Source organism: uncultured Microbacterium sp. (assembly GCF_963524805.1).
Classification (GTDB): domain Bacteria; phylum Actinomycetota; class Actinomycetes; order Actinomycetales; family Microbacteriaceae; genus Microbacterium.
Genome location: NZ_CAURGG010000012.1, coordinates 21,907 through 42,441 on the forward strand (window position 1 = coordinate 21,907; position 20,535 = coordinate 42,441).

Genomic DNA, 20,535 nt, shown 5'->3' on the forward strand with positions numbered 1-20,535 from the left:
CTCGAGCTGCCGCCGCCCTGGTCTCCGGCGTCTCGTCCAGCGGTTCCCCTTCTGGCCTCGGTGGTGCCGATCCTCGGCGCGGTCGCGCTCTGGCTCGTCACCGGCTCGGTGCTCTCCCTCTGGCTCGCTGCGCTCGGCCCGTTGATCGCGGGAGCGACGCTGCTCGACGGGGCTCGGGGTGCTCGGCGTGATCGGCGCCGCGCCGAGCAGGCCGCCCGTACCGCGCGCGAGCGCGTGGGGGAGCAGATCGTCCAGCGGCACATCGAAGAGCGCACGCGCCGCTGGGCGCGTCACCCGGACGTCGCAGCCTTCGCCGCGCGGGAGGGCGACATCTGGCGTCCGGTTCCCGGGCGGGCCGAGAGTCTGGTCATCGGCGCCGGTGTCGGCGCCAGTGACGTGCGCGTCGTCGGAGGCGGCGACGACGACCCGTCCGTGCGGATGCGGGCAGGCGCTGCACGGCTCGAGGATGCGCCCATCGAGGTTCCCCTCACCGCAGGCGTCGCCGTCGCGGGCAGCGCGGTGCTCGCTCGCGCCGTCGTGCGCGCCCTCATCGCCCAGGTCAGCATGATCCTTCCGCCCGGCGAGCTGAGGATCGTCGGCCCGCTGAACGGTGAGAACGCCTGGGCCGAGCAGCTGCCGCAGCGCCGAGCCGGCTCGGGGCTGCGTCTGGCGCTCGGATCACCGGGGGAGCCGATCGCCGACGACGCCGACATCCGGATCATGCGCGTCGATACCGACGCACCGCGCCCGCCGGGCTGTGCGGTCATGCTCCGCGTGCTGTCGCCGGGGAACGGCATCCTCGACACCGACGGCGAGGTGCACCAGATCTCGGTGGAGGGGATCGCGCTGGTCCAGGCCCGAGCCGTCGCCCACGAGCTGAGCGCGCGGGCGGCGGGGGTCTACGGACACGACTCGGCGCCGGAGCCGATCGCGCTCGCCCCGCTGCTGGCTGAGGCGCCGCCCGCCCGCGGCATACTGTCCGCCGTGATCGGCACGGAGGCCGGAGCGCCCTGCAGCATCGACCTGGTGACCGACGGGCCCCACGCGGTCGTCGCGGGCGTCACCGGCTCGGGCAAGTCGGAGCTGCTCATCACCTGGATCCTCTCGCTGTGCGCCGGGCATTCGACGCGGCAGGTCAGCTTTCTTCTCGCGGACTTCAAAGGCGGCACGGCCTTCGACGCGCTCGCGGCAGTTCCCCACGTCACCGGGGTGCTGACCGACCTCGACGGCGGCGGCGCTCGCCGGGCGATCGAGAGCCTCCGCGCGGAGGTCCGGTGGCGCGAGGCGGAGCTGGCACGTCTCGGCGCTCGCGACGTGCTGGATCCGCGGGTCGAGGTGCCGCGCCTGGTGATCGTCATCGACGAATTCGCCGCTCTGCTCGGCGAGCACCCCGAGCTGCACGCCGTCTTCACCGACGTGGCCGCCCGCGGTCGGGCGCTCGGGATGCATCTGATCCTCGGGACCCAGCGGCCGTCCGGGGTGATCCGCGAGAGCCTGCTGGCCAACTGCCCGCTGCGCGTCAGTCTGCGCGTGACCGATCCGGCCGACAGCAGGGCCGTGATCGGCACGGACGAAGCCGCACTGCTGCCCGGCGGCGCGGACGCGCGGGGCTTCGCCCTCGTGCGAGCCGCCGGCGACCGGGCGCCGCGGCGGGTGCGGATCGCACTGTCCTCGGACGCCGATCCCCGGGCGATCGCCGACGCGGCGGAGGGCGCACGACCACGCCGGCCGTGGCTGCCGGACCTTCCCGCCCGCATCGATCTGGAGGATCTCGCGGCGCTCCCCGGCGCCTCCGAGGCCGCCCTCCTGATCGGCCTCGCCGACGAACCCGAGCGACAGCGTCAGCAGCCGGTGGGTGTCCGCGTGGCGGAGCGCGGACTCCTGGTGGTCGGAGCGGGCGGAAGCGGAAAATCCACCGCGCTGAACCTGCTCGCCGCGCAGGCGCCCCGGGCGGTGGTCCGCGTCGGAAGTGGCGGCGAGCAGGCATGGGATGCCGTCGCCCACCTGGTCGAACAGGTGCCGCCTCCGGGCACCCTGGTGCTGATCGACGACCTGGACGCGGTGGCATCGGGACTGCCGCCGGACTATGCCCGCGAGCTGCTGGACCGTCTCGAACTGACCATCCGAGGCGCCGGGGATGCCGGGATCTTCATCGCCGCCGCAGCGCAGCGGCTGAGCGGCGGGGTGTCGCGCATCGCCGAGCTCCTTCCCCGGCGACTGGTGCTGGCGACCGGTTCGCGAGCCGAGCACATCGCCGCCGGCGCCGATCCGACGCACTACGTCCCCTCCAGCCCGCCCGGACGCGGGCGGCTGGACGGCAGATCGGTGCAGGTGGCGACGGTGCCGCCCCTGCCCGCGGCCGAGGCGACCGTCGACGCACCGTGGCACCCGGGAGGGCCCCTCTGCGGATTCGTGCTGCGGCGCTCGCCCCGCTCCCGGGCCGCTCTGGCGGGATGGGAGGCGCGGGGCGCGCGGATCATCTCGCTCGAGGACTACGCCGAAGGCACCCAAGAGCCGGCCCGCCTCGTGATCGCCGGAGAGGCGGATGAGTGGCAGCGGCACTGGCGCACCCTGAGCGCGGTGCGATCCGATCACGACCTGGTCGTCGACGCGTCGTGCGGACCCGAATTGCGCCTGCTGACCGGCGAGCGGGGGCTCCCACCCTATTGCGAGCCGGGCCGCGCCCGAGCCTGGCTGTTCACCGCGGGAGGTGCGGCGCGCCGCATCGGCCTCCCCGCGAATGCTTGACCGGGGGATGCTGCCGCCCTACGTTCGCTGTGTGGCCACAACTCCGATATCCCTCGACCGACCCGAAGGCAAGGGACTCGCCGCCGGAACACTGGGACTGTGGGGATCGACCGTCATCGGGCTCGCTTCCACGGCGCCGGTCTACTCGCTGGTGGCGACGTTGGGCTTCGTCGTGCTGGCGGTCGGAGCCCAAGCGCCTGTCGTGTTCATCATCGCGTTCATTCCCATGCTGTTCATCGCTTTCGCCTACCGCGAGCTGAACAATGAGATCCCCGACTGCGGCACGACCTTCACGTGGGGGACGAAGGCCTTCGGCCCGCGGGTGGGCTGGCTGGGCGGCTGGGGTGTCGCCATCGCCGGGATGGTGGTCCTGGCCAACCTGGCTCAGATCGCGGGGATCTACTTCTGGGCGCTCGTGGACGGCATCCTGCACAACTCGGAGGACGGGCTGCTGGCCGACAACGTCCCGCTCGTGACGGCCACCGGCGTCGTATTCATCGCCCTGATGACCTGGGTCAGCTGGCGCGGCGTCGAGATCGGCGAGCGCATCCAGAACATCCTGCTCGGCATCCAGTATCTGGCGCTGGCGATCTTCGTCGTCGCCGCCCTGTGGCAGTTCTTCGCCGGAACGGCCCCCGACCCGACGCCTTTCGACTGGTCGTGGCTCAACCCGTTCGCCTTCACGGAATGGAGCAGCTTCGTCGAGGCGATCCTGCTGGCGCTGTTCATCTACTGGGGATGGGACACGTGCCTCGCGCTGAACGAGGAGACGAAGGACCCCAAACGGATCCCCGGTCGCGCCGCACTGCTGACGACGGTCATCCTGCTGGTCACGTACGTCGGCGTCACGATCGCGGCCATGATGTACGCCGGGCTGGGCGAGACCGGCACGGGCCTGGGAAACGAGGCGAACGCCGACGACTTCTTCCTCGCCATCAAGGACGGGCTGCTCGGGCCCGTCGGCTGGGTGCTCGTGGTCGCCGTGATGATCTCGGCGATCTCCTCCACGCAGACGACGATCCTCCCCACCGCGCGCGGCACCCTGGCGATGGCGGCGTACAAGGCGCTGCCCAAGCGCTTCGCGACCGTGCATCCCACGTATAAGACTCCGTCGTTCTCGACGCTCGTGATGGGCATCGTCGCCTCGCTCTACTACGTGGGCATGACGCTGATCAGCGACAACATCCTGCAGGACTCGATCCTGTCGCTCGGGCTGGCGATCGCGTTCTACTACGGCATCACCGGCTATGCCTGCGTCTGGTACTTCCGCCGCGAGCTGTTCACGTCCGTCCGCAACTGCTTCTACAAGGGGCTGCTTCCGCTGTTGGGCGCGCTCATGCTCACCTACGCGTTCGTGCAGTCCGCGATCGACATGTACGACGTCGACTACGGCTACACGGTCCTCTTCGGCATCGGCGGCACATTCGTCCTCGGCATCGGATCGCTGGCGTTCGGGGTGCTGCTCATGTTCATCTGGTTCTTCTTCCCGCGCGCGAAGCCCTTCTTCCGCGGTGAGAGCCTGAACCGCGAGACGCCGGTGCTGGTGCCCGACGATCCGATGACCTACGTCCGTTCGGTCGACGGCGGTGTCTGAGGCGGGCCCGATCCGCTGAATCGGACGACCGCCGACGGTCTCAGGCGAGCGCGGCCTCCAGAGAGGATCCCGCGATCCCGTGCGCGGTCGCCACGCCGTCGTTGACGACCCCGCCTCCGAACGTGTTCAGACCGGCCGCGAGGGCGGCATCGGCGCGGAGCGCGTCCTTCCACCCGCGGCGGGCGATCTGGCGGATATAGGGCAGCGTCGCGTTCGTCAGTGCCGATGTCGACGTGTTCGGCACGGCGCCGGGCATGTTCGCCACGCAGTAGAAGACGCTCCCGTGCACCGGGAAGGTCGGATCGGCGTGCGTGGTCGGGTGCGTGTCCTCGAAGCATCCGCCCTGGTCGACGGCGATGTCCACGAGCACCGAACCGGGTCGCATGCGGGCCACCATGTCGTTCGTGACGAGCTTCGGCGCCTTGGCCCCGGGAATCAGCACCGAACCGATGACGAGGTCCGAATCGACCACGGCGCGATCGAGGTCCAGCGGATTGGAGGCGGCGGTCTTCACCCGGCCCTGGAAGTGGTCGTCGAGATAGCGCAGGCGCTGCACGTTCGTGTCGAAGACAGTCACATCCGCGCCCAGGCCCACCGCGATCACCGCGGCGTTCGCCCCGGCGACCCCACCGCCGATGACGGTGACGCGGGCCGGACGCGTGCCGGGCACGCCCGACATCAGCAGACCCAGACCGCCCGCGGAGCGCATCAGCGTCGCCGCGCCCACCGTGGGTGCCAGGCGCCCGGCGACCTCGCTCATCGGAGCCAGCAGGGGAAGACCGCCGCCGGAGAGCTGCACGGTCTCGTACGCGATCGCTGTCACGCCGTCGGCGACGAGCCGATCGGTCAGCGGTCGGTCCGCCGCCAGATGCAGGTACGTGAACAGGACCAGGTCATCGCGGAAGTAGCCGTACTCGGCGGCGATCGGCTCCTTGACCTTCAGCAGCAGCTCGGCGCGCGCCCACACTTCGGCGGGATCGTCGAGCAGCCTCGCGCCGGCGGCTTCGTATTCGGCATCGGGCATGGACGATCCGATGCCGGCGCCGCGCTGGACGAACACCTCGTGGCCGGCCTTGACGAGGTCGTGGACGCCCGCGGGCGTCAGTGCCACGCGGTACTCGTTGTTCTTCACTTCGGTGGGGACGGAAATCCTCATCGCGTGGTCCTCTCCGCTCCGGGTGGGAGCGCTTCTAGAACGCGGGGCGGATCGCCCCGACAACCTGACCGCCGCCGGTGACCGACAGCGGGAGTCTGCTGAGCGCATCCGCGACGTCGGCCGCGGCCAGAGCGCCCTCGCGCTCGAGCAGGCGCAGGGCGACGACGGTGGCCGCCCTTCCGCTGCCGTCGAGCATCTTGAGCGCCACGGTGGTGCCGTCGGGGGCGACCATCACCATGACGCCTTCGGCACCGCCCTTCGCGAAGACCCCGAGCCGCTCGATCACGATGGTGTCCGGCCGGCCCGGTCCGTCGATCGTCCAGGGGTTCTCCCGCACGGCGCGCACCAGGGTGCCGGCGCTGCGGTGCAGGGCGAACGGCGAACGCTCTGACGACGTGCCGATCCGGTGGATCGCCTTCGCGAGGCCTGCGAGGCTCATCGAGTACACCGGAGCGCCGCATCCGTCGATCGCGGTCGTCGCAGAGCGCTCGCCGACCAGTCTCTCGGCGACCTCGCGGATGTGCGTCTGAAGCGGGTGCGCGGGGGAGAGGTAGTCCGTCGTCGGCCAGCCGTTGACCACGCAGGTCAGCAGCATCGCCGCGTGCTTTCCCGAGCAGTTCATCCGGACGCGTGCCGGTGCGCCGCCCTCGCGGACCACCTCATCGCGCGTCGACTGGTCGCCTGGCCACGCCGGGGGGCAGCCGAGCGCGTCTTCCCCGAGGGCGGCCGCATCCAGGATGTCCCGCACGACCGACACATGACGATCGGTCCCGGAGTGACTCGCAGTGGCGAGTGCGAGGCGCTCGCCCTCGAGCGGTGCGCCCGCCGTCAGGCATGCGAGCGCCTGCACGGGCTTGAGGCTGGAGCGGGGGAGGATCGGCGCCGCCGTGTCGCCGAGCGAGCGCAGCGGCATCCCGTCCGGATCGAGCACGATCGCCGATCCACTGTGGCGCGACTCGACGAATCCGCTTCGTTCGACGACGGCCAGCTCGACGGCGTCGGCTGCGGCGAAGGTCTGCGGCACGACGCCAGCCTACCGCCGGGACCCCTGCGGCCCCGCGTGTCACACTGGGGGAATGTTCGGCGAGCACCGGTACACCCTCCACACGACCTGGACCGGTGATCGCGGCACCGGCACGACGGGGTACCGCGACTACGACCGGGCGGTGACGCTGGAGATCGACGGCAAGCCGGCGCTGCTCGCCTCGGCCGACAAGCCGTTCCGCGGGGATCCGAGCAGGTGGAATCCCGAGGATCTGCTGCTCGCCGCGCTGAGCGAATGCCACTTGCTGTCGTACCTGCACGCGTGCGTCACGTCGGGTGTGGTCGTGGTGGGGTACGAGGATGATGCCGTAGGGGTCATGGTCGAAGACGGCAACGGCGGCGGTGCGTTCCGGGAGGTCGTGCTGCGGCCGCGCGTGGTCGTCGCCGACGAAGCGATGGTGGATGCCGCCACCGCGGCGCACGCCCGGGCCCACGACTGGTGCTTCATCGCCAACTCGGTGAACTTCCCCGTCCGGCACGAGCCGACGATCACGGTCGCCGCGGCCTGAGTCCTAGCGCCGCTCGTGCGGCAGGACCTGGCGGATCCGCTCGATGGGGTTGTGCGCGGGCGCCTCGTTGTAGGCGCCGGCGAGCTCCTGGCCGGACAACGCATGGATCGCGGCCATGATGTCGTCGGTGGCCAGCCGGCGGGCGCGGCCCGATTCGGCCGGGCCGTGGTGGGCGAGATCGAGCGGCTCGCCGAACTTCACGGTCACGCGCTCCCGCAGCGAGGGGAACCGCGCGCCTACGGGCATGACCCTGTCGGTGCCGATGAGGCCCACCGGGACGACCGGTGCGCCGCTCTGCAGCGCGAGGAACGCCACGCCCGTGCGGCCCTTGTAGAGCCGACCGTCCAGTGAGCGCGTGCCCTCGGGGTACAGCGCGACCGCGTTGCCGGCGGCCAGGAGCTGTCGCTGCTGATCCAGCGCGTCCAGGGCGGCCTGCCCCGCACCCCGCTGCACCGGGACGGCCCCGATGGCAGTGAAGAACTCGCGGGCGAACCAGCCAGAGGCCCCGGTGCCTTCGAAGTAGCTGGATTTTGCGAGGAAGTGCACGGGCCGGGGAGCGGCGACGGGGATGGCGATGGAGTCGATGAACGAGAGGTGGTTGCTCGCGAAGATGATCGGGCCCGATCTGGGCACGTTCGCCTTGCCCTCCACCCGGGGTCGGTACACCATGCGCGCGAGCGGGGCGACGACGAAGCGACCCAAGCCGTACGTCGCACCCATCTGCCGGACGGCAGGCTGACTGGCGGAGTCGGCTTCTCGGGATTCGGGAGGCTCCGCGGAAGTCACCCGTCGAGGGTACTCCCGATTCCATTCCCCGCCGGGCATGGCGCCTTCTCAGCGGGGACAGAGGAATCATGGGGGAAGATGGGGGCTTCCCCTTCCCTTTCGACTTGAGGTTCATCGTGCGCATCCGCCCGCTCGCCCTTTCCGCTGTCGCCTTGTCCGCCGTCCTGCTCGCAGGCTGCTCCTCGAGCGCGCCGGAGGCCGACGCGAGTCCGTCCGGTCCTCCGGTCGTGGATCTCTGCAGCGCCGCCGCGCCCGCGGGCGACGCGTCCGATGCGGTGACCATCGACGGAGCGGTGGGCGAGGAGTCCACCGCGACCTTCACCTCTCCCCTGGAGATCACCACGCTGCAGACCACCGTGATCGAGGAGGGCTCCGGCGATCCGGTCGAATCCGGCGAGCTCGTCACCTACGCCCTCTCGGCGTTCAACGCGGAGACGGGCGAGAAGCTCGGATCGATCGGCTACGACGACAACCCGGTCCTGCCCGTCCAGATCTCGCCCGACAACCCGGTCGGCCAGATCCTCGGTTGCGCCACGCCCGGAACGCGGGTCGTCGTCGCGTACCCGCCGGCCGACCCCAACCCGGGTCAGGTCTACGTCTTCGACTTCGTCGCCACCGTGCCGAACGCGGCGTGGGGCGAGCCGCAGGAGCCGGTCGCCGGTCTCCCCGAGGTGACTCTGGCCGATGACGGCGCCCCCACGATCGAAATCCCCGACACCGACGCCCCTGCAGAGCTGCAGCTGGACACCCTGAAGAAGGGCGACGGCGCGACCGTGGCTCCGGGGGACACCGTGCTCGTCCAGTACACCGGCGTGAAGTGGTCCGACGGATCCGTGTTCGACTCCAGCTGGGAGAACGGCGCCCCCGCGTCGTTCCAGACCACCGGTGTCGTCGACGGATTCCGCCAGGCGCTCGAGGGCCAGACCGTCGGATCGCAGGTGCTCGTGGTGATCCCGCCCGCACTCGGCTACGGCGAGGGCGAGATCAACGACAAGGACCTCGTGGGCGAGACGCTGGTGTTCGTCGTGGACATCCTCGGCACTCAGCACGCGGCGCCGACCCAGTAGAGCGGATGCGGCCGAGCTGACGCGGCGCGGGAAGTCATTAGTCTGACTTCATGCGCCGCGTCATCATCCTCGGTTCCACCGGCTCGATCGGCACGCAGGCGCTCGAGGTGATCCGGGCCAACCCGGAGCGGTTCGAAGTGGTCGGGCTGTCGGCCGGAAGCGACCGAGCGGGCATGCTGGCGCAGGCCGAGCGCTTCGGCGTGGAGTTCACCGCACTCGGTGCCGACGAATCGGAGCAGCTGGTCCGCGACGTCGAGGCCGATGTCGTGCTCAACGGCATCACCGGCTCGGTCGGACTCGGCCCCACCCTCGCCGCTCTCCAGGCTGGGCGGACGCTGGCGCTCGCGAACAAGGAATCCCTCATCGTCGGCGGCGACCTGGTGACGGCGATCGCGCGACCGGGCCAGATCGTCCCGGTCGACTCCGAGCACTCGGCCATCGCGCAGGCACTCCGCTCCGGTGAGCGCTCCGAGGTGCGCCGGCTCGTGCTGACGGCATCCGGCGGACCTTTCCGCGGCCGCTCGCGTTCCTCGCTCGCCGAGGTGACGCCCGCCCAGGCGCTCGCGCACCCCACGTGGGACATGGGACGGGTGGTCACCACGAACTCGGCGACCCTCGTCAACAAGGGCCTGGAGGTCATCGAGGCGCACCTGCTGTTCGACGTCGCCTACCATCACATCGACGTCGTCGTGCACCCGCAGTCGATCGTGCACTCGATGGTGGAGTTCGTCGACGGCTCCACGATCGCCCAGGCATCGCCGCCCGACATGCGGCTGCCGATCTCGCTCGGCCTGGACTGGCCGCACCGCGTCGGCGGGGTGGGCGTGCCGATCGATTGGACGGTGGCGGCATCCTGGACCTTCGAACCGCTCGACGAGGAGGCGTTCCCGGCGGTGCGGCTCGCCAAGAAAGTCGGCCGTGCCGGGGGAACCTACCCCGCCGTCTTCAACGCGGCGAACGAACAGGCCGTCGACGCCTTCCACGAGGGCAGACTGGCATTCCCCGGCATCGTGGAGCTCATCGAGCGCGTCGTCGACGCGCACGACCCCGAAGCCGTCTCGGGCGGCAGCGAGCTCACGCGGGCGTCGCTCGCGGAGGCGGAGCGCTGGGCGCGGGATGCCGCCGACCGTGCGATCGCGGCGGCGTAGCGCCCGTCGTCGAGGATCAGTCGGGGTACGGCACGGCCCAGTGCGGATCGGGCACGGGCCAGCCCGCGTCCCGCAGTGCCCGCCGCGCGAGTTCGCGCGCCGAGTACGGCGTGCGCACGCCTCGGATGTCGCGGTAGTCCTGGTGTCCCGGTCCCGCCCACAGGATCGCGTCGCCGTCCCCGACCAGCGAGACGGCCTCGACGATCGCGACTTCGGGGGGTGAGAACTCGTGGATCTCGGCGTCCGGTCGCGCGCGCCGCGCTCCCTCGATCAACGTCGCTCGGATCGAATCGATGTTCTCGAAGCGAGGATGGTGGTCGGTCACCACGAGGATGTCGCTGCCCTCGACGGCCGTGCGCCCCATGTCGTGACGCTTGGTCGCGTCGCGGTCGCCGTCGGCGCCGAAGAGCATGAGGACCTTCCCCGGGGTCACGCGGCGGACGGCGGCGAGCGTCTTCTCGAAGGCATCGGGGGAGTGGCCGAAGTCGACGTACACGGCGGGACCGCGATCGCCCGAGACCCGCTCGGTGCGACCGGGAAGGTAGGCGCGAACACCGCCGTCGCGCTCCAGCGCCTCGACGATCCGCTCCCACCCGTAGCCGGCCTCGAGGATCATGACGGTGGCCAGCCCCGCATTGGCGGCCATGTGGCGGCCGATCACGGGCACGACGGTGGTCAGCGAACGACCGTCCGCTGACGAGAGGCGGAACTGCGTGCCGGACTGACGTTCCTCGAGGATCTCGACGACCCAGTCCGCTTCCGCGGCGGCGGCCGGGTCCGTCGCGATCGCCGGAGTCCCCACCGTCACGAACGGAACCTCGCAGCGCCCGACGACCTCGGCCCCCGCTGCCGAGTCGACCGAGATGACCGCGCGCCGAGCGCGGTCGGGGAGGAAGAGCGGAAGCTTGGCCTCGAAGTACTCGCGCATGTCGGCGTAATCGTCGAGATGGTCGTGCGTCAGGTTGGTGAACGCGGCCACGTCGAAGACGATGCCGTCGACGCGCCGCCTGCTGAGCGCCTGGGCGCTCACTTCGACCGCCACGGCCTCCACGCCCTGCTCGCGCATGAGCGCGAGCAGCGCATGCATCTCGTACGCCTCGGGCGTGGTCAGCCGTGACACGATGACGTGTCCGGCGATGTGGCGTTCGGCCGTCGAGGACAGCCCGGTCACGAGGCCGAGCTGCCCGAGGATGCCCTCCAGCAGGTGTGAGACGCTCGTCTTGCCGTTGGTTCCCGTAGTGCCGAACAGGATCGGGAGGCTGTCGTCGCGGCCGGTGCCGTATACCCAGGCCGACAGCTCGCCCAGCATGCCGCGAGGGTCTGCGACGACGATGACGGGGAGTCCGGAGGATGCCGCCGTCTCCGCACCCTCGGCGTCGGTCACCACCGCGACGGCGCCCTTCTCGGCGGCGGCGGCGGCGAACTCGGCACCGTGGCGATTGACGCCGCGCACCGCCACGAAGACGTCGCCGGGCCGCAGGTCCGCGGTGGCCAGAGTCACCCCGGTGAGCGAGACGCCGCTGAGGTCGCCGCGGGTCCGAAGGGCGAAGCGCGCCGCCAGGTCGTCGAGCGCGTGCACCGGCGGATGGTCCGGGCGCAGCACGGGGGGCAGGTGAGAGGGAGCATCGTTCGCCATGACGCATCCATCCTCTCATCCGGTCCTTACTCGGCCGGCTCAAAGCCGGCGGCGGTAGCGTGGGCGTGTGGAAGCGATCGCGTTCGTCATCGGAGTCGTCCTCATGGTCGTGGGGCTGGCCGTGTCGATCGCCCTCCACGAACTCGGCCACCTCGTGCCCGCCAAGAAGTTCGGCGTCCGCGTCGGTCAGTACATGATCGGATTCGGGCCCACCCTGTGGTCGCGGCGGATCGGCGAGACCCAGTACGGCTTCAAGGCGATTCCGCTGGGCGGCTACATCTCCATGGCCGGCATGTATCCGCCGTCTCCACGGGAGCGCGCAGCGGTCGCGAGCGGACACCGAACCGGCCGCGCAGGCGGCGGCTTCTTCGCGACGATGGTGCAGGACGCCCGGGCCGCGAACGACGAGACGATGATCGGCGAGGACGAGCGCGTCTTCTACAAGCTCCCGGTCTGGAAGCGTGTCGTGATCATGCTCGGCGGACCCGTCATGAACCTGCTCTTCGCGATCGTCCTGTTCTCGATCCTGCTGTCAGGCATCGGGGTTCAAACCGCCACGACCACGGTCGACAGCGTCAGCGAGTGCGTCATCCCGCCCGACGCCGACCGTACGCAGTGCCAGGCGTCCGATCCGGTCGCTCCGGCGGCCGCGGCGGGGATCCAGGCGGGCGATGTCATCGTCGCCGTCGACGGCCGCTCGATCAGCTCGTTCGCCGAGGCCACCGCGGCGATCCGCAACTCGCCGGGTGCGCCGATCGTCATCGTCATCGAGCGCGACGGCGCGCAGCGATCGGTCACCCTCACCCCGGTGGCGATCGAGCAGCCCGTCACCGACGAGGCAGGCCGACCGGTCCTCGACGGTGACGGTGAGGTCCAGACGCAGGAGGTCGGCTTCGCGGGGATCCGCCAGGAGGTGGAGTACGTGCGCGAGCCCATCTGGTCGGGTGCCTCCACGGCTGTCGAGAACGTGGGCGCAGTCGCGGGGATCATCTGGCAGCTGCCCGTCAAGGTGTACGAAACCGCCGCCGACCTGGTGACCGGCCAGGAGCGCGATCCGAACGGCCCGCTGAGCATCGTCGGCGCCGGCATCCTCTCCGGCGAGGTGGCCGCGGCCGAGGCGCCGATCCTCAACCGCGTCGCCGGCTACCTGGGGCTGCTCGCATCCCTGAACATCGCGCTGTTCGTCTTCAACCTCATCCCGCTGCTCCCCCTGGACGGCGGGCACATCGTGGTGGCGCTGTGGGAGGGCATCAGACGTCTGTGGGCGAAGGTCTTCCACCGGCCGCCGCCTGCGCCGGTCGATGCGACCAAGCTCGTCCCCGTGACGTTCGTGGTCGTCATCGCGCTGATCGCGATGGGTGCGGTGCTGATCCTGGCCGACATCTTCAACCCGGTGTCGATCCTCTGACACGAATTTCGCGGTGCATGTCGATTCGGGTCTTGTCCGTTCGCTGTAGGGATGAAACGGTTCCCCTGACGAAAGGACACGCACCATGAAGTACGTCATCATGTTCACATCGACGCCCGAGCTGGATGCGGCGGTCTCACCCGAGCACGCCGAGCAGGTCTACCGCCGCGTCTACGAGTGGTTCGGAACGCACGCGGACCACATCTCCGACTCGGGCGCCGAGCTGCAGCCGGTCACCACGGCGACCACCGTCACGCACGCCGGAGGCACGCCCGTGGTGACCGACGGCCCGTTCTCCGAGGCCAAAGAGGTCATCGGCGGCTTCAGCGTGCTGGACGTTGCGGATCTCGACGCGGCGATCGAGATCGCCAAGTCCTGGCCGATGCTCGAACTGCCGGGAACGTCGGTCGAGATCCGGCCGATGGTCGTGGACTACAGCCACATGGAGCAGTGAACGAGAGGGATGCCGCGGCGGCGGACCCCGGCGGGGTGCGGGCCGCGGCATCCGATCGCCTGCTCGCTCGCGTGCTCCGCGAGGAATCCGCGCGCATCGTCGCAGCGCTGACCGCGTGGCTGGGGAATCTGGACCTGGCCGAGGAATGCGTGGCGGAGGCGGTCGAAGAGGCGCTGCGCGAGTGGCGCTCGCGAGGCGTGCCGCCGAATCCGGGCGGCTGGCTGACCCAGGCGGCGCGCCACAACGCGCTGGACCGCATCCGCAGACAGAAGCGCTACCGGGAGAAGCTCGTCCTCCTCGCCGAACCGGCTGTCCCTCCGTCGGATCCCGCGACGGACCTGCCGGACGAGCGGCTGCCGCTGCTGTTCGGATGCTGCCATCCGGCTCTTTCCCCGGATGCTCAGCTGGCGCTCACGCTGCGGGCGATCTGCGGTCTGACGACCGCGCAGATCGCCCGGGCCACCCTCGCACCCGAGTCCACGATCGCCCAGCGGATCGTGCGGGCCAAGCGAAAGATCGGAGCCTCCGGCATCCCGCTGCGGATCCCGGAAGGAGCCCAGCGTGCCGAGCGTCTGGACATCGTCCTGAGCGTGGTGTCGGTCATGTACAGCGAAGCGCATCTGGTGGCGGGCGGCGACGCCTCCGCTGACCGAGATCTCGCCGAGGACGCGGTGTGGCTCGCCCGGGTGATCGCCCACGCGCTGCCCCGCGAGCCCGAGGCCCAGGGCCTGCTCGCGCTGCTGCTGTTTCACCGCGCCCGCGAGGGCGCCCGCTCGGTGGACGGAGAGCTCGTCCTCCTGGCCGACCAGGACCGTCGCCGCTGGGACGCCCGGCTCATCGCGGAGGCTCAGACGGCTCTGGAACGTGCGGCGCTCCTGCGCCGGCCGGGGCGCTGGCAGCTGCACGCGGCGATCGCCGCCTGCCACTCGGACGCCGAGGCGGGCGACGCGACCGACTGGCTGCAGGTCCTCACTCTGTACGACATGCTGGCGGCCTACGACCGCTCACCCGTCGTGCGGCTCAACCGCGCGGTCGCCGTGGCGGAGATCGACGGCCCGCAGGCGGCGCTCGACGAGGTGGACTCGCTCCAGTCGCAGCTGCACGGGTACCACCTCTGGCACGCCGTCCGGGCCCGGATGCTGCGGGGTCTGGGTCGGGACGACGAGGCGATGACCGAGGACCTGTGCGCCCTCGAGCTGACGGCGAACGAGGCGGAACGGAGCCTGCTGCGCGGCCGCCTCGGCCTGTGACCCCGGGTGCAGCGCTCAGGCGTCGACGGGGGAGAGCGCGGCGGTGACGAGGCGCTCGAGCGTCGCCATGCCGTCGCGCGAGAGGATCGACTCGAGGTGGCCCTGGATCGAGGCGAATCCCGGCCCGCGCAGCGCATAGACGTCGCCCGTGGCCGGATCCGCGGCCACCTCGGCCTCGCCGACGGCGGTGGTGCCGGCCGGGACGCGGGCGGTGAAGGTGTTGTAGAAGCCGATGGATGCCGGCATCCCGAACACGTCCACGGTCTTCTGCAGCCCCTGATGCGGGGATTCCAACGGCGCCAGGTCGATCCCGAACGTGCGGGCGAGGATCTGGTGGCTCAGGCACACGGCGAGCAGGGGCCGGCCCGAGTCCCGACGTCGGGCGACGACCTCGCGCATCCGTCGCATCCGCGGGGTCGTCGGGTCGCGGGGATCACCGGGGCCGGGCCCGGAGACGACCAGCTCGGCGTCGTCGATCTGATCGTCGGAGACCTCGCTCCACGGCACGATCTGCACGGTGAGGCCGAGGTGACGCAGTTGATGGGCAAGCATCGTCGTGAAGCGGTCTTCGGCATCCACCACGATCGCCGAGCGCCCTCGGAAGGGCCCTCCGGCCGCGAGTGCGTCCTGCGGGTTCAGCCAGAACGGCGCGAGTCGCGCGTTGCGCGAGGCCAGCAGCGTGGCGATCGCCGGATCATCCGCCAGGCGGCTTGCGTCCGACGGTGCATCCTCATCGATCGCCTCGGGAAGGAGCGTCGGCGCGGCCGGCCGTTCGCGGGGGATCGCTCCGATCGCCCCCAGCACTCCGGCGGCCTTCCCGTGCGTTTCGCTCACCTCGCCGTAGGGATCGGAGTGGCGCACGAGCGTCGCGCCGACGGGCACGCGGAGTCTGCCGCCTTCGAGGTAGGCGGTGCGGATGAGGATCGGCGCATCGAGGTCGTGGGTGGACTCCCCGGCCAGCACCGCGTCGCTGCGGGGCGTGAACAGCGCGGCCACGCCGGAGTAGTACCCGCGGGGGCTCGTCTCGTGCCGGGTGATGACCGTGCAGGCGTTCTGCATAGGAGAACCGGTCACCGTGGGGGCGAACATCGTCTCGCGCAGGATCTCGCGCGGGTCGAGCCGGCTGCGTCCGCGCAGGACGTACTCGGTGTGGGTGAGGCGGGACATCTCCTTCAGGTGCGGTCCGGTGATGCGGCCGCCGTCCGAGCACACGGCGCTCATCATCTTGAGCTCTTCGTCCACGACCATGAAGAGCTCCTCGGTCTCCTTCGTCGACTGAAGGAACGCGGTCAGCGTCTCGGGCGTCGCGCCGCCCTCCGGGTGACGGAAGGTGCCCGAGATCGGGTTCATGGTGACGATCCCGTCGCGCGCGCTCACATGGGCTTCGGGGCTGGCGCCCACGGCGACGTGATCCGGCGTGACGACCGCGAAGGTCCAGTACGCGCCGCGCTCGTGTTCCAGCAGAGCCCGGAACCACGTCAATGCCGCGGTGGCGGCATCCGTTCCCACGCCCGCGGTGAAATCCCGGCGGATGACGAAGTTCGCGCCCTCGCCCAGCCCGATCTCCTCTGCGATGACTCGGCGCACGATGGCGGCGTACGCGTCGTCGGCGATGTCGAAACCGGGATCGTCGAGGGCGATGGGCTCGTTCGGCAGGTGTGCGAGCGCGGCGTCGCGGTCCAGCACGGCGCGTTCGCGCACGATCAGGCATCGCAGCGGCGCCGCGTCGTCGTGGCACTCGAATCCGCGTTCGCGCACCTGCCGGAACGGCACGAGCGCCAGCACCTCCTGGGGGGCGCCCGCGGCATCGGTCAAGGGGATGTCCGCGAGCAGGTCGACGTCCACGACCTCGCCGGTCAGAAGCTCGATGGTCGTGGCGTCACGGGCGATGAGCGCGAAGGGGATGCCGCGCGCGGCGAGGTCGAGCAGAGCGGCGAAACCGGCGTCGGTCATCGGGGCCTCCGGTGTGGGGCGGGCGGTCGCCAGCAAACAAAAAAACCGCCCGGGGGCGGTTGTGGTCTGAGAACGCGAGCACACCGCCTAGGAGGCGGGCCACCAGGTGAGGTTCGCGTGCATGCGGTCACGATATCAGACGCGGGATGCCGGGCGATCCGCCTGCGCGTGTGCTCGGAGTCCGGCGGGCACAGCCGCCGCGCGGCCGCGGGTCGTAGGCTGGTGTACGTGCCAGCTGTCAATCTGGGGATGCCCAAGGTCCCCGAAACCCTCGCCCCTCGTCGCAAGTCCCGGCAGATCAGAGTCGGCAAGGTGCTCGTCGGCGGCAACGCTCCGGTCAGCGTCCAATCGATGTGCACGACCCCGACGACCAACATCAACGGCACGCTGCAGCAGATCGCCGAGCTGACCGCGTCCGGCTGCGAGATCGTGCGGGTGGCGGTGCCGTCGCAGGATGACGCCGATGTGCTGCACATCATCGCCAAGAAGAGCCAGATCCCCGTGATCGCCGACATCCACTTCCAGCCGAAGTACGTCTTCCAGGCGATCGACGCCGGATGCGCCGCGGTGCGGGTCAATCCCGGGAACATCCGCAAGTTCGATGACCAGGTCGGCGAGATCGCGAAGGCAGCGAAGGACGCCGGCGTCTCGCTGCGCATCGGCGTCAACGCCGGTTCGCTCGACCCGCGCCTGCTGCAGAAGTACGGCAAGGCGACCCCCGAGGCGCTCGCCGAGAGCGCGCGCTGGGAGGCGTCGCTGTTCGAGGAGCACGACTTCCATGACTTCAAGATCTCTGTCAAGCACAACGACCCGGTGATCATGGTGCAGGCGTACCGCCTGCTCGCCCAGATGGGCGACTGGCCGCTGCACCTGGGTGTGACCGAAGCGGGGCCGGCCTTCCAGGGCACGATCAAGAGCGCCACGGCGTTCGGCATCCTCCTCGGCGAAGGAATCGGCGACACGATCCGCGTCTCGCTGTCCGCCCCTCCCGCCGAAGAGGTCAAGGTCGGCCACCAGATCCTGCAGTCGCTGAACCTGCGCGAGCGCAAGCTCGAGATCGTGTCATGCCCCTCGTGCGGTCGCGCCCAGGTGGATGTCTACACGCTCGCGGACGACGTGACCGAGGGCCTGAAGGACATGACCGTGCCGCTTCGCGTCGCGGTCATGGGCTGCGTCGTCAACGGTCCCGGCGAAGCGCGCGAGGCCGACCTCGGGGTCGCCTCCGGCAACGGCAAGGGTCAGATCTTCGTGAAGGGTCAGGTCATCAAGACCGTTCCGGAGGCGGACATCGTGGCCACGCTGATCGAAGAGGCCAATCGACTGGCCGCGGAGATGGGTCCGGAAGCGGGCATCGGAACGGCGCAGGTCGTCACGAGCTGAGCCGGCCGGGCTCGCCGGGTCGCGGCATCCGGAATTCGGCGCATCCCGACGATCGCGCACCGCGCATCGCGGCGGACGGCTACGGCCAGAGCGAGTGGTAGGCGTTGATCGCCGGCTGACCCCCGAGATGCGCATAGAGCACGTGCGAGTCCTTCGGGATGTCGCCGCTTCGGACGAGGTCGATCAGCCCGGCGAGGGACTTGCCCTCGTACACCGGGTCGGTGATCATCGCCTCCAGCTGCGCGCCGAGCGCGATGGCGTCCATCGTCGACTCGACCGGGATGCCGTAGAGCTCGCCCGCCCATCCGTCCAGCACCTGGATCTCATCGTCGCGCAGGTCCCTGCCCAGCTCGATGAGCGCCGCGGTGTTGCGAGCGATGCGGGTGACCTGATCCGTCGTCTTCGCGAGCGTGGCGGATGCATCGATGCCGAGGACGCGCCGCCTGACCCCGGTGAGGTCTTCGAGCGCGGCGAATCCGGCGATCATCCCGGCGTGGGTCGAGCCGGTGACGGTGCAGACGATGATGGTGCCGAACGTGATGCCGAGCGAGCGCTCCTGTTCGGCGAGCTCGAACGCCCAGTTCGCGAAGCCCAGACCGCCGAGCGGGTGCTCCGACGCACCGGCGGGGATCGGGTAGGGCTTGCCCCCGGATGCCTCCACCTCGGCGAGCGCGTTCTTCCAGGAGTCGCGCACGCCGATGTCGAAGCCGGCGTCGTCCAGGCGCGAGTCCGCGCCCATCATGCGCGAGAGCAGGATGTTGCCGACCCGGTCGTTGGTGGGGTCATCCCACGGCACCCATTTCTCCTGCACGAGCCGGGCCTTCAGGCCCAGGTGGGCTGCCACTGCCGCGACCTGGCGGGTGTGGTTGGACTGATAGCCGCCGATGGAGACGAGCGTGTCCGCGCCCGAGGCCAGGACGTCCGGGACGATGTACTCGAGCTTGCGCACCTTGTTGCCGCCGTAGGCCAGGCCGCTGGAGACGTCCTCGCGCTTGGCCCACACCTGAGCACCGCCCAGATGCTGGGTCAGCCGCCTGAGGTGCTGCAGCGGGCTCGGTCCGAAGGTGAGCGGATAGCGCGGGAATTCGGCGAGCTTCATGTGCGGTCCTCGGGTCGGCGGGTCGGTGCGGATGCGGGGGAGACGGCGAGGCTGCGCCAGGTCTGCTCGGCCAGCTCCGCCGCCCCGTCGGCATCGCGTGCGCGAAGGAGTTCGATGAGCCGAGCATGGCGGTGCACCGAGTCGCGTCCCTCCGGTGAGCCGAACCGCAGACGCTCGGCCCGGTGCAGCACGGGCTCGTACTGAGCGATCACCGCTCGCACGGCCTCGTTGCCGCAGCGGTCGACGGCGACCGCATGGAAGTCCTGGTCGGCAGAGAGAGCGGCATCCGCATCTCCGCTCTGCTGAGCGGCGTCGAAGCGGGCGTTCGCGTCCTGCATGCGCTCGAGATCCGCTTCGGTCATCGCTCGGATCGCGCCCTCGACGGCGAGGCGATGCATCGCGGCCACGACGCTCTGCGCGTCGCGGACGCTCGCGTCGTCGACCGGCGCCACGACGGTGGACCGGCCGGGCAGGGCCCGGACGAGACCGGTGCGGGCCAGTTCCAGCAGGGCCTCCCGCACCGGAGTGCGGCTGACGCCCAGCCACGTTGCCAGTTCCGTGTCGCGCAGCTGCTCCTCGGGCGCCAGGGTGCCGTCGACGATCGCATCACGGAGCCGTTCGTACACCTCGTCGCGCAGCAGAGCGCGGGGAGGAGTGACGGTCGAGGGGACTGGCATGCAATATATTGCATCCGGTACTCGGCGACCTGTCAAATCGTAGACTCTGCTCATGGGCAGGGTTTTCGACGGAATCGATTCAGACGTGGCGGCATGGATCGCCGAGCAGCACATGTTCTTCGTCGCGACGGCACCGTTGTCCGCGGACGGGATGGTCAACGTCTCGCCCCGCGGGCAGGACTCGCTCAGCATCCTCGACGAGCACACGGTCGCGTGGCTCGACCTCACCGGCAGCGGTGCCGAGACGATCGCACACCTCGCGGAGAACGGCCGGATCTGTCTCATGTTCTCCTCCTTCGGTCCGCGGCCCCGGATCGTCCGACTGCACGGACGCGGTCGCGTGGTCCTGCCGGGTGAGGACACCTTCGAACGGGTCCAGCGGGAGCACCCGGGTCATGTCGGTGCGCGCGCCGTGATCGTCGTCGACGTCAGCCGCGTCGCCGATGCGTGCGGATGGGGGGTCCCGGTCATGGAGTTCGTCGAGGACCGCGACATCATGGGTCCCTGGGCGCAGAAGAAGGGGCCTGAGGGCCTCCAGGCCTACCGTGCGGAGAAGAACGCCGTCTCGCTGGACGGGCTGCCCGCGCTCGCGGATGCTCGGCATCCGCCCGCCTAGACTTGACCCT

General features: G+C 70.5%; 17 protein-coding genes. 10 read left to right on the forward strand and 7 right to left on the reverse strand.

Translation table 11 applies throughout. From position 1 onward, the window contains the following. Positions 1 to 60 precede the first annotated feature (60 nt). Both RWQ91_RS16380 and RWQ91_RS16385 read left to right on the forward strand, forming a co-directional pair. Positions 61 to 2,748, forward strand: coding sequence for an FtsK/SpoIIIE domain-containing protein (locus RWQ91_RS16380; protein ID WP_314508164.1), 2,688 nt, complete (start codon positions 61 to 63; stop codon positions 2,746 to 2,748). A 31-nt stretch (positions 2,749 to 2,779) separates the two neighbouring features. Next, a complete protein-coding gene (locus tag RWQ91_RS16385) occupies positions 2,780 to 4,342 on the forward strand; it encodes an APC family permease (RefSeq protein ID WP_314508165.1) in 1,563 nt (520 codons plus the stop codon). A gap of 40 nt (positions 4,343 to 4,382) precedes the next feature. On the opposite strand, the gene ald is transcribed toward RWQ91_RS16385, so the two are convergent. Next, positions 4,383 to 5,498 carry an alanine dehydrogenase gene (gene ald / locus RWQ91_RS16390; protein ID WP_314508167.1) on the reverse strand — a complete coding sequence of 372 codons (1,116 nt, stop codon included), beginning with the start codon at positions 5,496 to 5,498 and terminating at the stop codon, positions 4,383 to 4,385. A gap of 34 nt (positions 5,499 to 5,532) precedes the next feature. Continuing rightward, entirely contained in the window at positions 5,533 to 6,522 is a 990-nt protein-coding gene (locus tag RWQ91_RS16395) for an asparaginase (protein ID WP_314508170.1), read from the reverse strand. A gap of 52 nt (positions 6,523 to 6,574) precedes the next feature. Between RWQ91_RS16395 and RWQ91_RS16400 the strand changes: the two genes are divergently transcribed. Next, positions 6,575 to 7,051, forward strand: a complete 477-nt coding sequence (locus RWQ91_RS16400) for an OsmC family protein (protein ID WP_314508171.1) — start codon at positions 6,575 to 6,577, stop codon at positions 7,049 to 7,051. Between the two features lie 3 nt (positions 7,052 to 7,054). Here RWQ91_RS16400 and RWQ91_RS16405 read toward each other — a convergent pair whose 3' ends face one another. Beyond that, a complete protein-coding gene (locus RWQ91_RS16405) occupies positions 7,055 to 7,771 on the reverse strand; it encodes a lysophospholipid acyltransferase family protein (protein ID WP_314508207.1) in 717 nt (238 codons plus the stop codon). A gap of 170 nt (positions 7,772 to 7,941) precedes the next feature. On the opposite strand from RWQ91_RS16405, the gene RWQ91_RS16410 reads away from it, so the two are divergent. Both RWQ91_RS16410 and dxr read left to right on the forward strand, forming a co-directional pair. Beyond that, the gene (locus RWQ91_RS16410) at positions 7,942 to 8,904 is read left to right on the forward strand and encodes an FKBP-type peptidyl-prolyl cis-trans isomerase (RefSeq protein WP_314508173.1); all 963 of its coding nucleotides are present in this window, start codon (positions 7,942 to 7,944) and stop codon (positions 8,902 to 8,904) included. A gap of 50 nt (positions 8,905 to 8,954) precedes the next feature. Next, entirely contained in the window at positions 8,955 to 10,052 is a 1,098-nt protein-coding gene (dxr, locus tag RWQ91_RS16415) for a 1-deoxy-D-xylulose-5-phosphate reductoisomerase (RefSeq protein WP_314508175.1), read from the forward strand. Positions 10,053 to 10,068: 16 nt separating this feature from the next. On the opposite strand, the gene RWQ91_RS16420 is transcribed toward dxr, so the two are convergent. Continuing rightward, positions 10,069 to 11,688 carry a UDP-N-acetylmuramoyl-L-alanyl-D-glutamate--2,6-diaminopimelate ligase gene (locus RWQ91_RS16420; protein WP_314508176.1) on the reverse strand — a complete coding sequence of 540 codons (1,620 nt, stop codon included), beginning with the start codon at positions 11,686 to 11,688 and terminating at the stop codon, positions 10,069 to 10,071. A gap of 67 nt (positions 11,689 to 11,755) precedes the next feature. Here RWQ91_RS16420 and RWQ91_RS16425 point away from each other — a divergent pair, with 67 nt between their 5' ends. The 3 genes from RWQ91_RS16425 to RWQ91_RS16435 all read left to right on the forward strand — a co-directional run bounded on the left by RWQ91_RS16425 (position 11,756) and on the right by RWQ91_RS16435 (position 14,800). Next, entirely contained in the window at positions 11,756 to 13,096 is a 1,341-nt protein-coding gene (locus RWQ91_RS16425; protein WP_314508178.1) for a site-2 protease family protein, read from the forward strand. A gap of 85 nt (positions 13,097 to 13,181) precedes the next feature. Further along, the gene (locus RWQ91_RS16430) at positions 13,182 to 13,550 is read left to right on the forward strand and encodes a YciI family protein (RefSeq protein WP_314508180.1); all 369 of its coding nucleotides are present in this window, start codon (positions 13,182 to 13,184) and stop codon (positions 13,548 to 13,550) included. After that, entirely contained in the window at positions 13,547 to 14,800 is a 1,254-nt protein-coding gene (locus RWQ91_RS16435) for a DUF6596 domain-containing protein (RefSeq protein WP_314508182.1), read from the forward strand. Before RWQ91_RS16430 ends, RWQ91_RS16435 begins: the two co-directional genes overlap by 4 nt. Positions 14,801 to 14,815: 15 nt before the next feature. Here RWQ91_RS16435 and RWQ91_RS16440 read toward each other — a convergent pair whose 3' ends face one another. Then, positions 14,816 to 16,753: a chorismate-binding protein gene (locus RWQ91_RS16440; protein WP_314508184.1), complete on the reverse strand. Its 1,938-nt coding sequence runs from the start codon at positions 16,751 to 16,753 to the stop codon at positions 14,816 to 14,818. 228 nt (positions 16,754 to 16,981) lie between these two features. Here RWQ91_RS16440 and ispG point away from each other — a divergent pair, with 228 nt between their 5' ends. Continuing rightward, on the forward strand, positions 16,982 to 18,133 hold the full coding sequence (ispG, locus tag RWQ91_RS16445) for a flavodoxin-dependent (E)-4-hydroxy-3-methylbut-2-enyl-diphosphate synthase (RefSeq protein WP_314508186.1): 1,152 nt from the start codon (positions 16,982 to 16,984) through the stop codon (positions 18,131 to 18,133). A gap of 79 nt (positions 18,134 to 18,212) precedes the next feature. Here ispG and RWQ91_RS16450 read toward each other — a convergent pair whose 3' ends face one another. Together RWQ91_RS16450 and RWQ91_RS16455 are read right to left on the reverse strand one after the other, a co-directional pair. After that, positions 18,213 to 19,232, reverse strand: coding sequence for a 1-aminocyclopropane-1-carboxylate deaminase (locus RWQ91_RS16450; RefSeq protein WP_314508188.1), 1,020 nt, complete (start codon positions 19,230 to 19,232; stop codon positions 18,213 to 18,215). Next, on the reverse strand, positions 19,229 to 19,909 hold the full coding sequence (locus RWQ91_RS16455) for a GntR family transcriptional regulator (RefSeq protein WP_314508190.1): 681 nt from the start codon (positions 19,907 to 19,909) through the stop codon (positions 19,229 to 19,231). Before RWQ91_RS16455 ends, RWQ91_RS16450 begins: the two co-directional genes overlap by 4 nt. 52 nt (positions 19,910 to 19,961) lie before the next feature. On the opposite strand from RWQ91_RS16455, the gene RWQ91_RS16460 reads away from it, so the two are divergent. Beyond that, entirely contained in the window at positions 19,962 to 20,525 is a 564-nt protein-coding gene (locus tag RWQ91_RS16460) for a pyridoxamine 5'-phosphate oxidase family protein (RefSeq protein WP_314508192.1), read from the forward strand. Positions 20,526 to 20,535 lie beyond the last annotated feature (10 nt).

Bases quoted from the DNA above. Each gene is read 5' to 3' on its own strand.
- ald (WP_314508167.1), bottom strand. From the start codon at position 5,498: ATGAGGATTTCCGTCCCCACCGAAGTGAAGAACAACGAGTACCGCGTG.
- RWQ91_RS16455 (WP_314508190.1), bottom strand. From the start codon at position 19,909: ATGCCAGTCCCCTCGACCGTCACTCCTCCCCGCGCTCTGCTGCGCGAC.
- RWQ91_RS16460 (WP_314508192.1), top strand. From the start codon at position 19,962: ATGGGCAGGGTTTTCGACGGAATCGATTCAGACGTGGCGGCATGGATC.
- RWQ91_RS16440 (WP_314508184.1), bottom strand. From the start codon at position 16,753: ATGACCGACGCCGGTTTCGCCGCTCTGCTCGACCTCGCCGCGCGCGGC.
- RWQ91_RS16405 (WP_314508207.1), bottom strand. From the start codon at position 7,771: ATGGGTGCGACGTACGGCTTGGGTCGCTTCGTCGTCGCCCCGCTCGCG.
- RWQ91_RS16420 (WP_314508176.1), bottom strand. From the start codon at position 11,688: ATGGCGAACGATGCTCCCTCTCACCTGCCCCCCGTGCTGCGCCCGGAC.
- RWQ91_RS16430 (WP_314508180.1), top strand. From the start codon at position 13,182: ATGAAGTACGTCATCATGTTCACATCGACGCCCGAGCTGGATGCGGCG.
- RWQ91_RS16400 (WP_314508171.1), top strand. From the start codon at position 6,575: ATGTTCGGCGAGCACCGGTACACCCTCCACACGACCTGGACCGGTGAT.
- dxr (WP_314508175.1), top strand. From the start codon at position 8,955: ATGCGCCGCGTCATCATCCTCGGTTCCACCGGCTCGATCGGCACGCAG.
- RWQ91_RS16450 (WP_314508188.1), bottom strand. From the start codon at position 19,232: ATGAAGCTCGCCGAATTCCCGCGCTATCCGCTCACCTTCGGACCGAGC.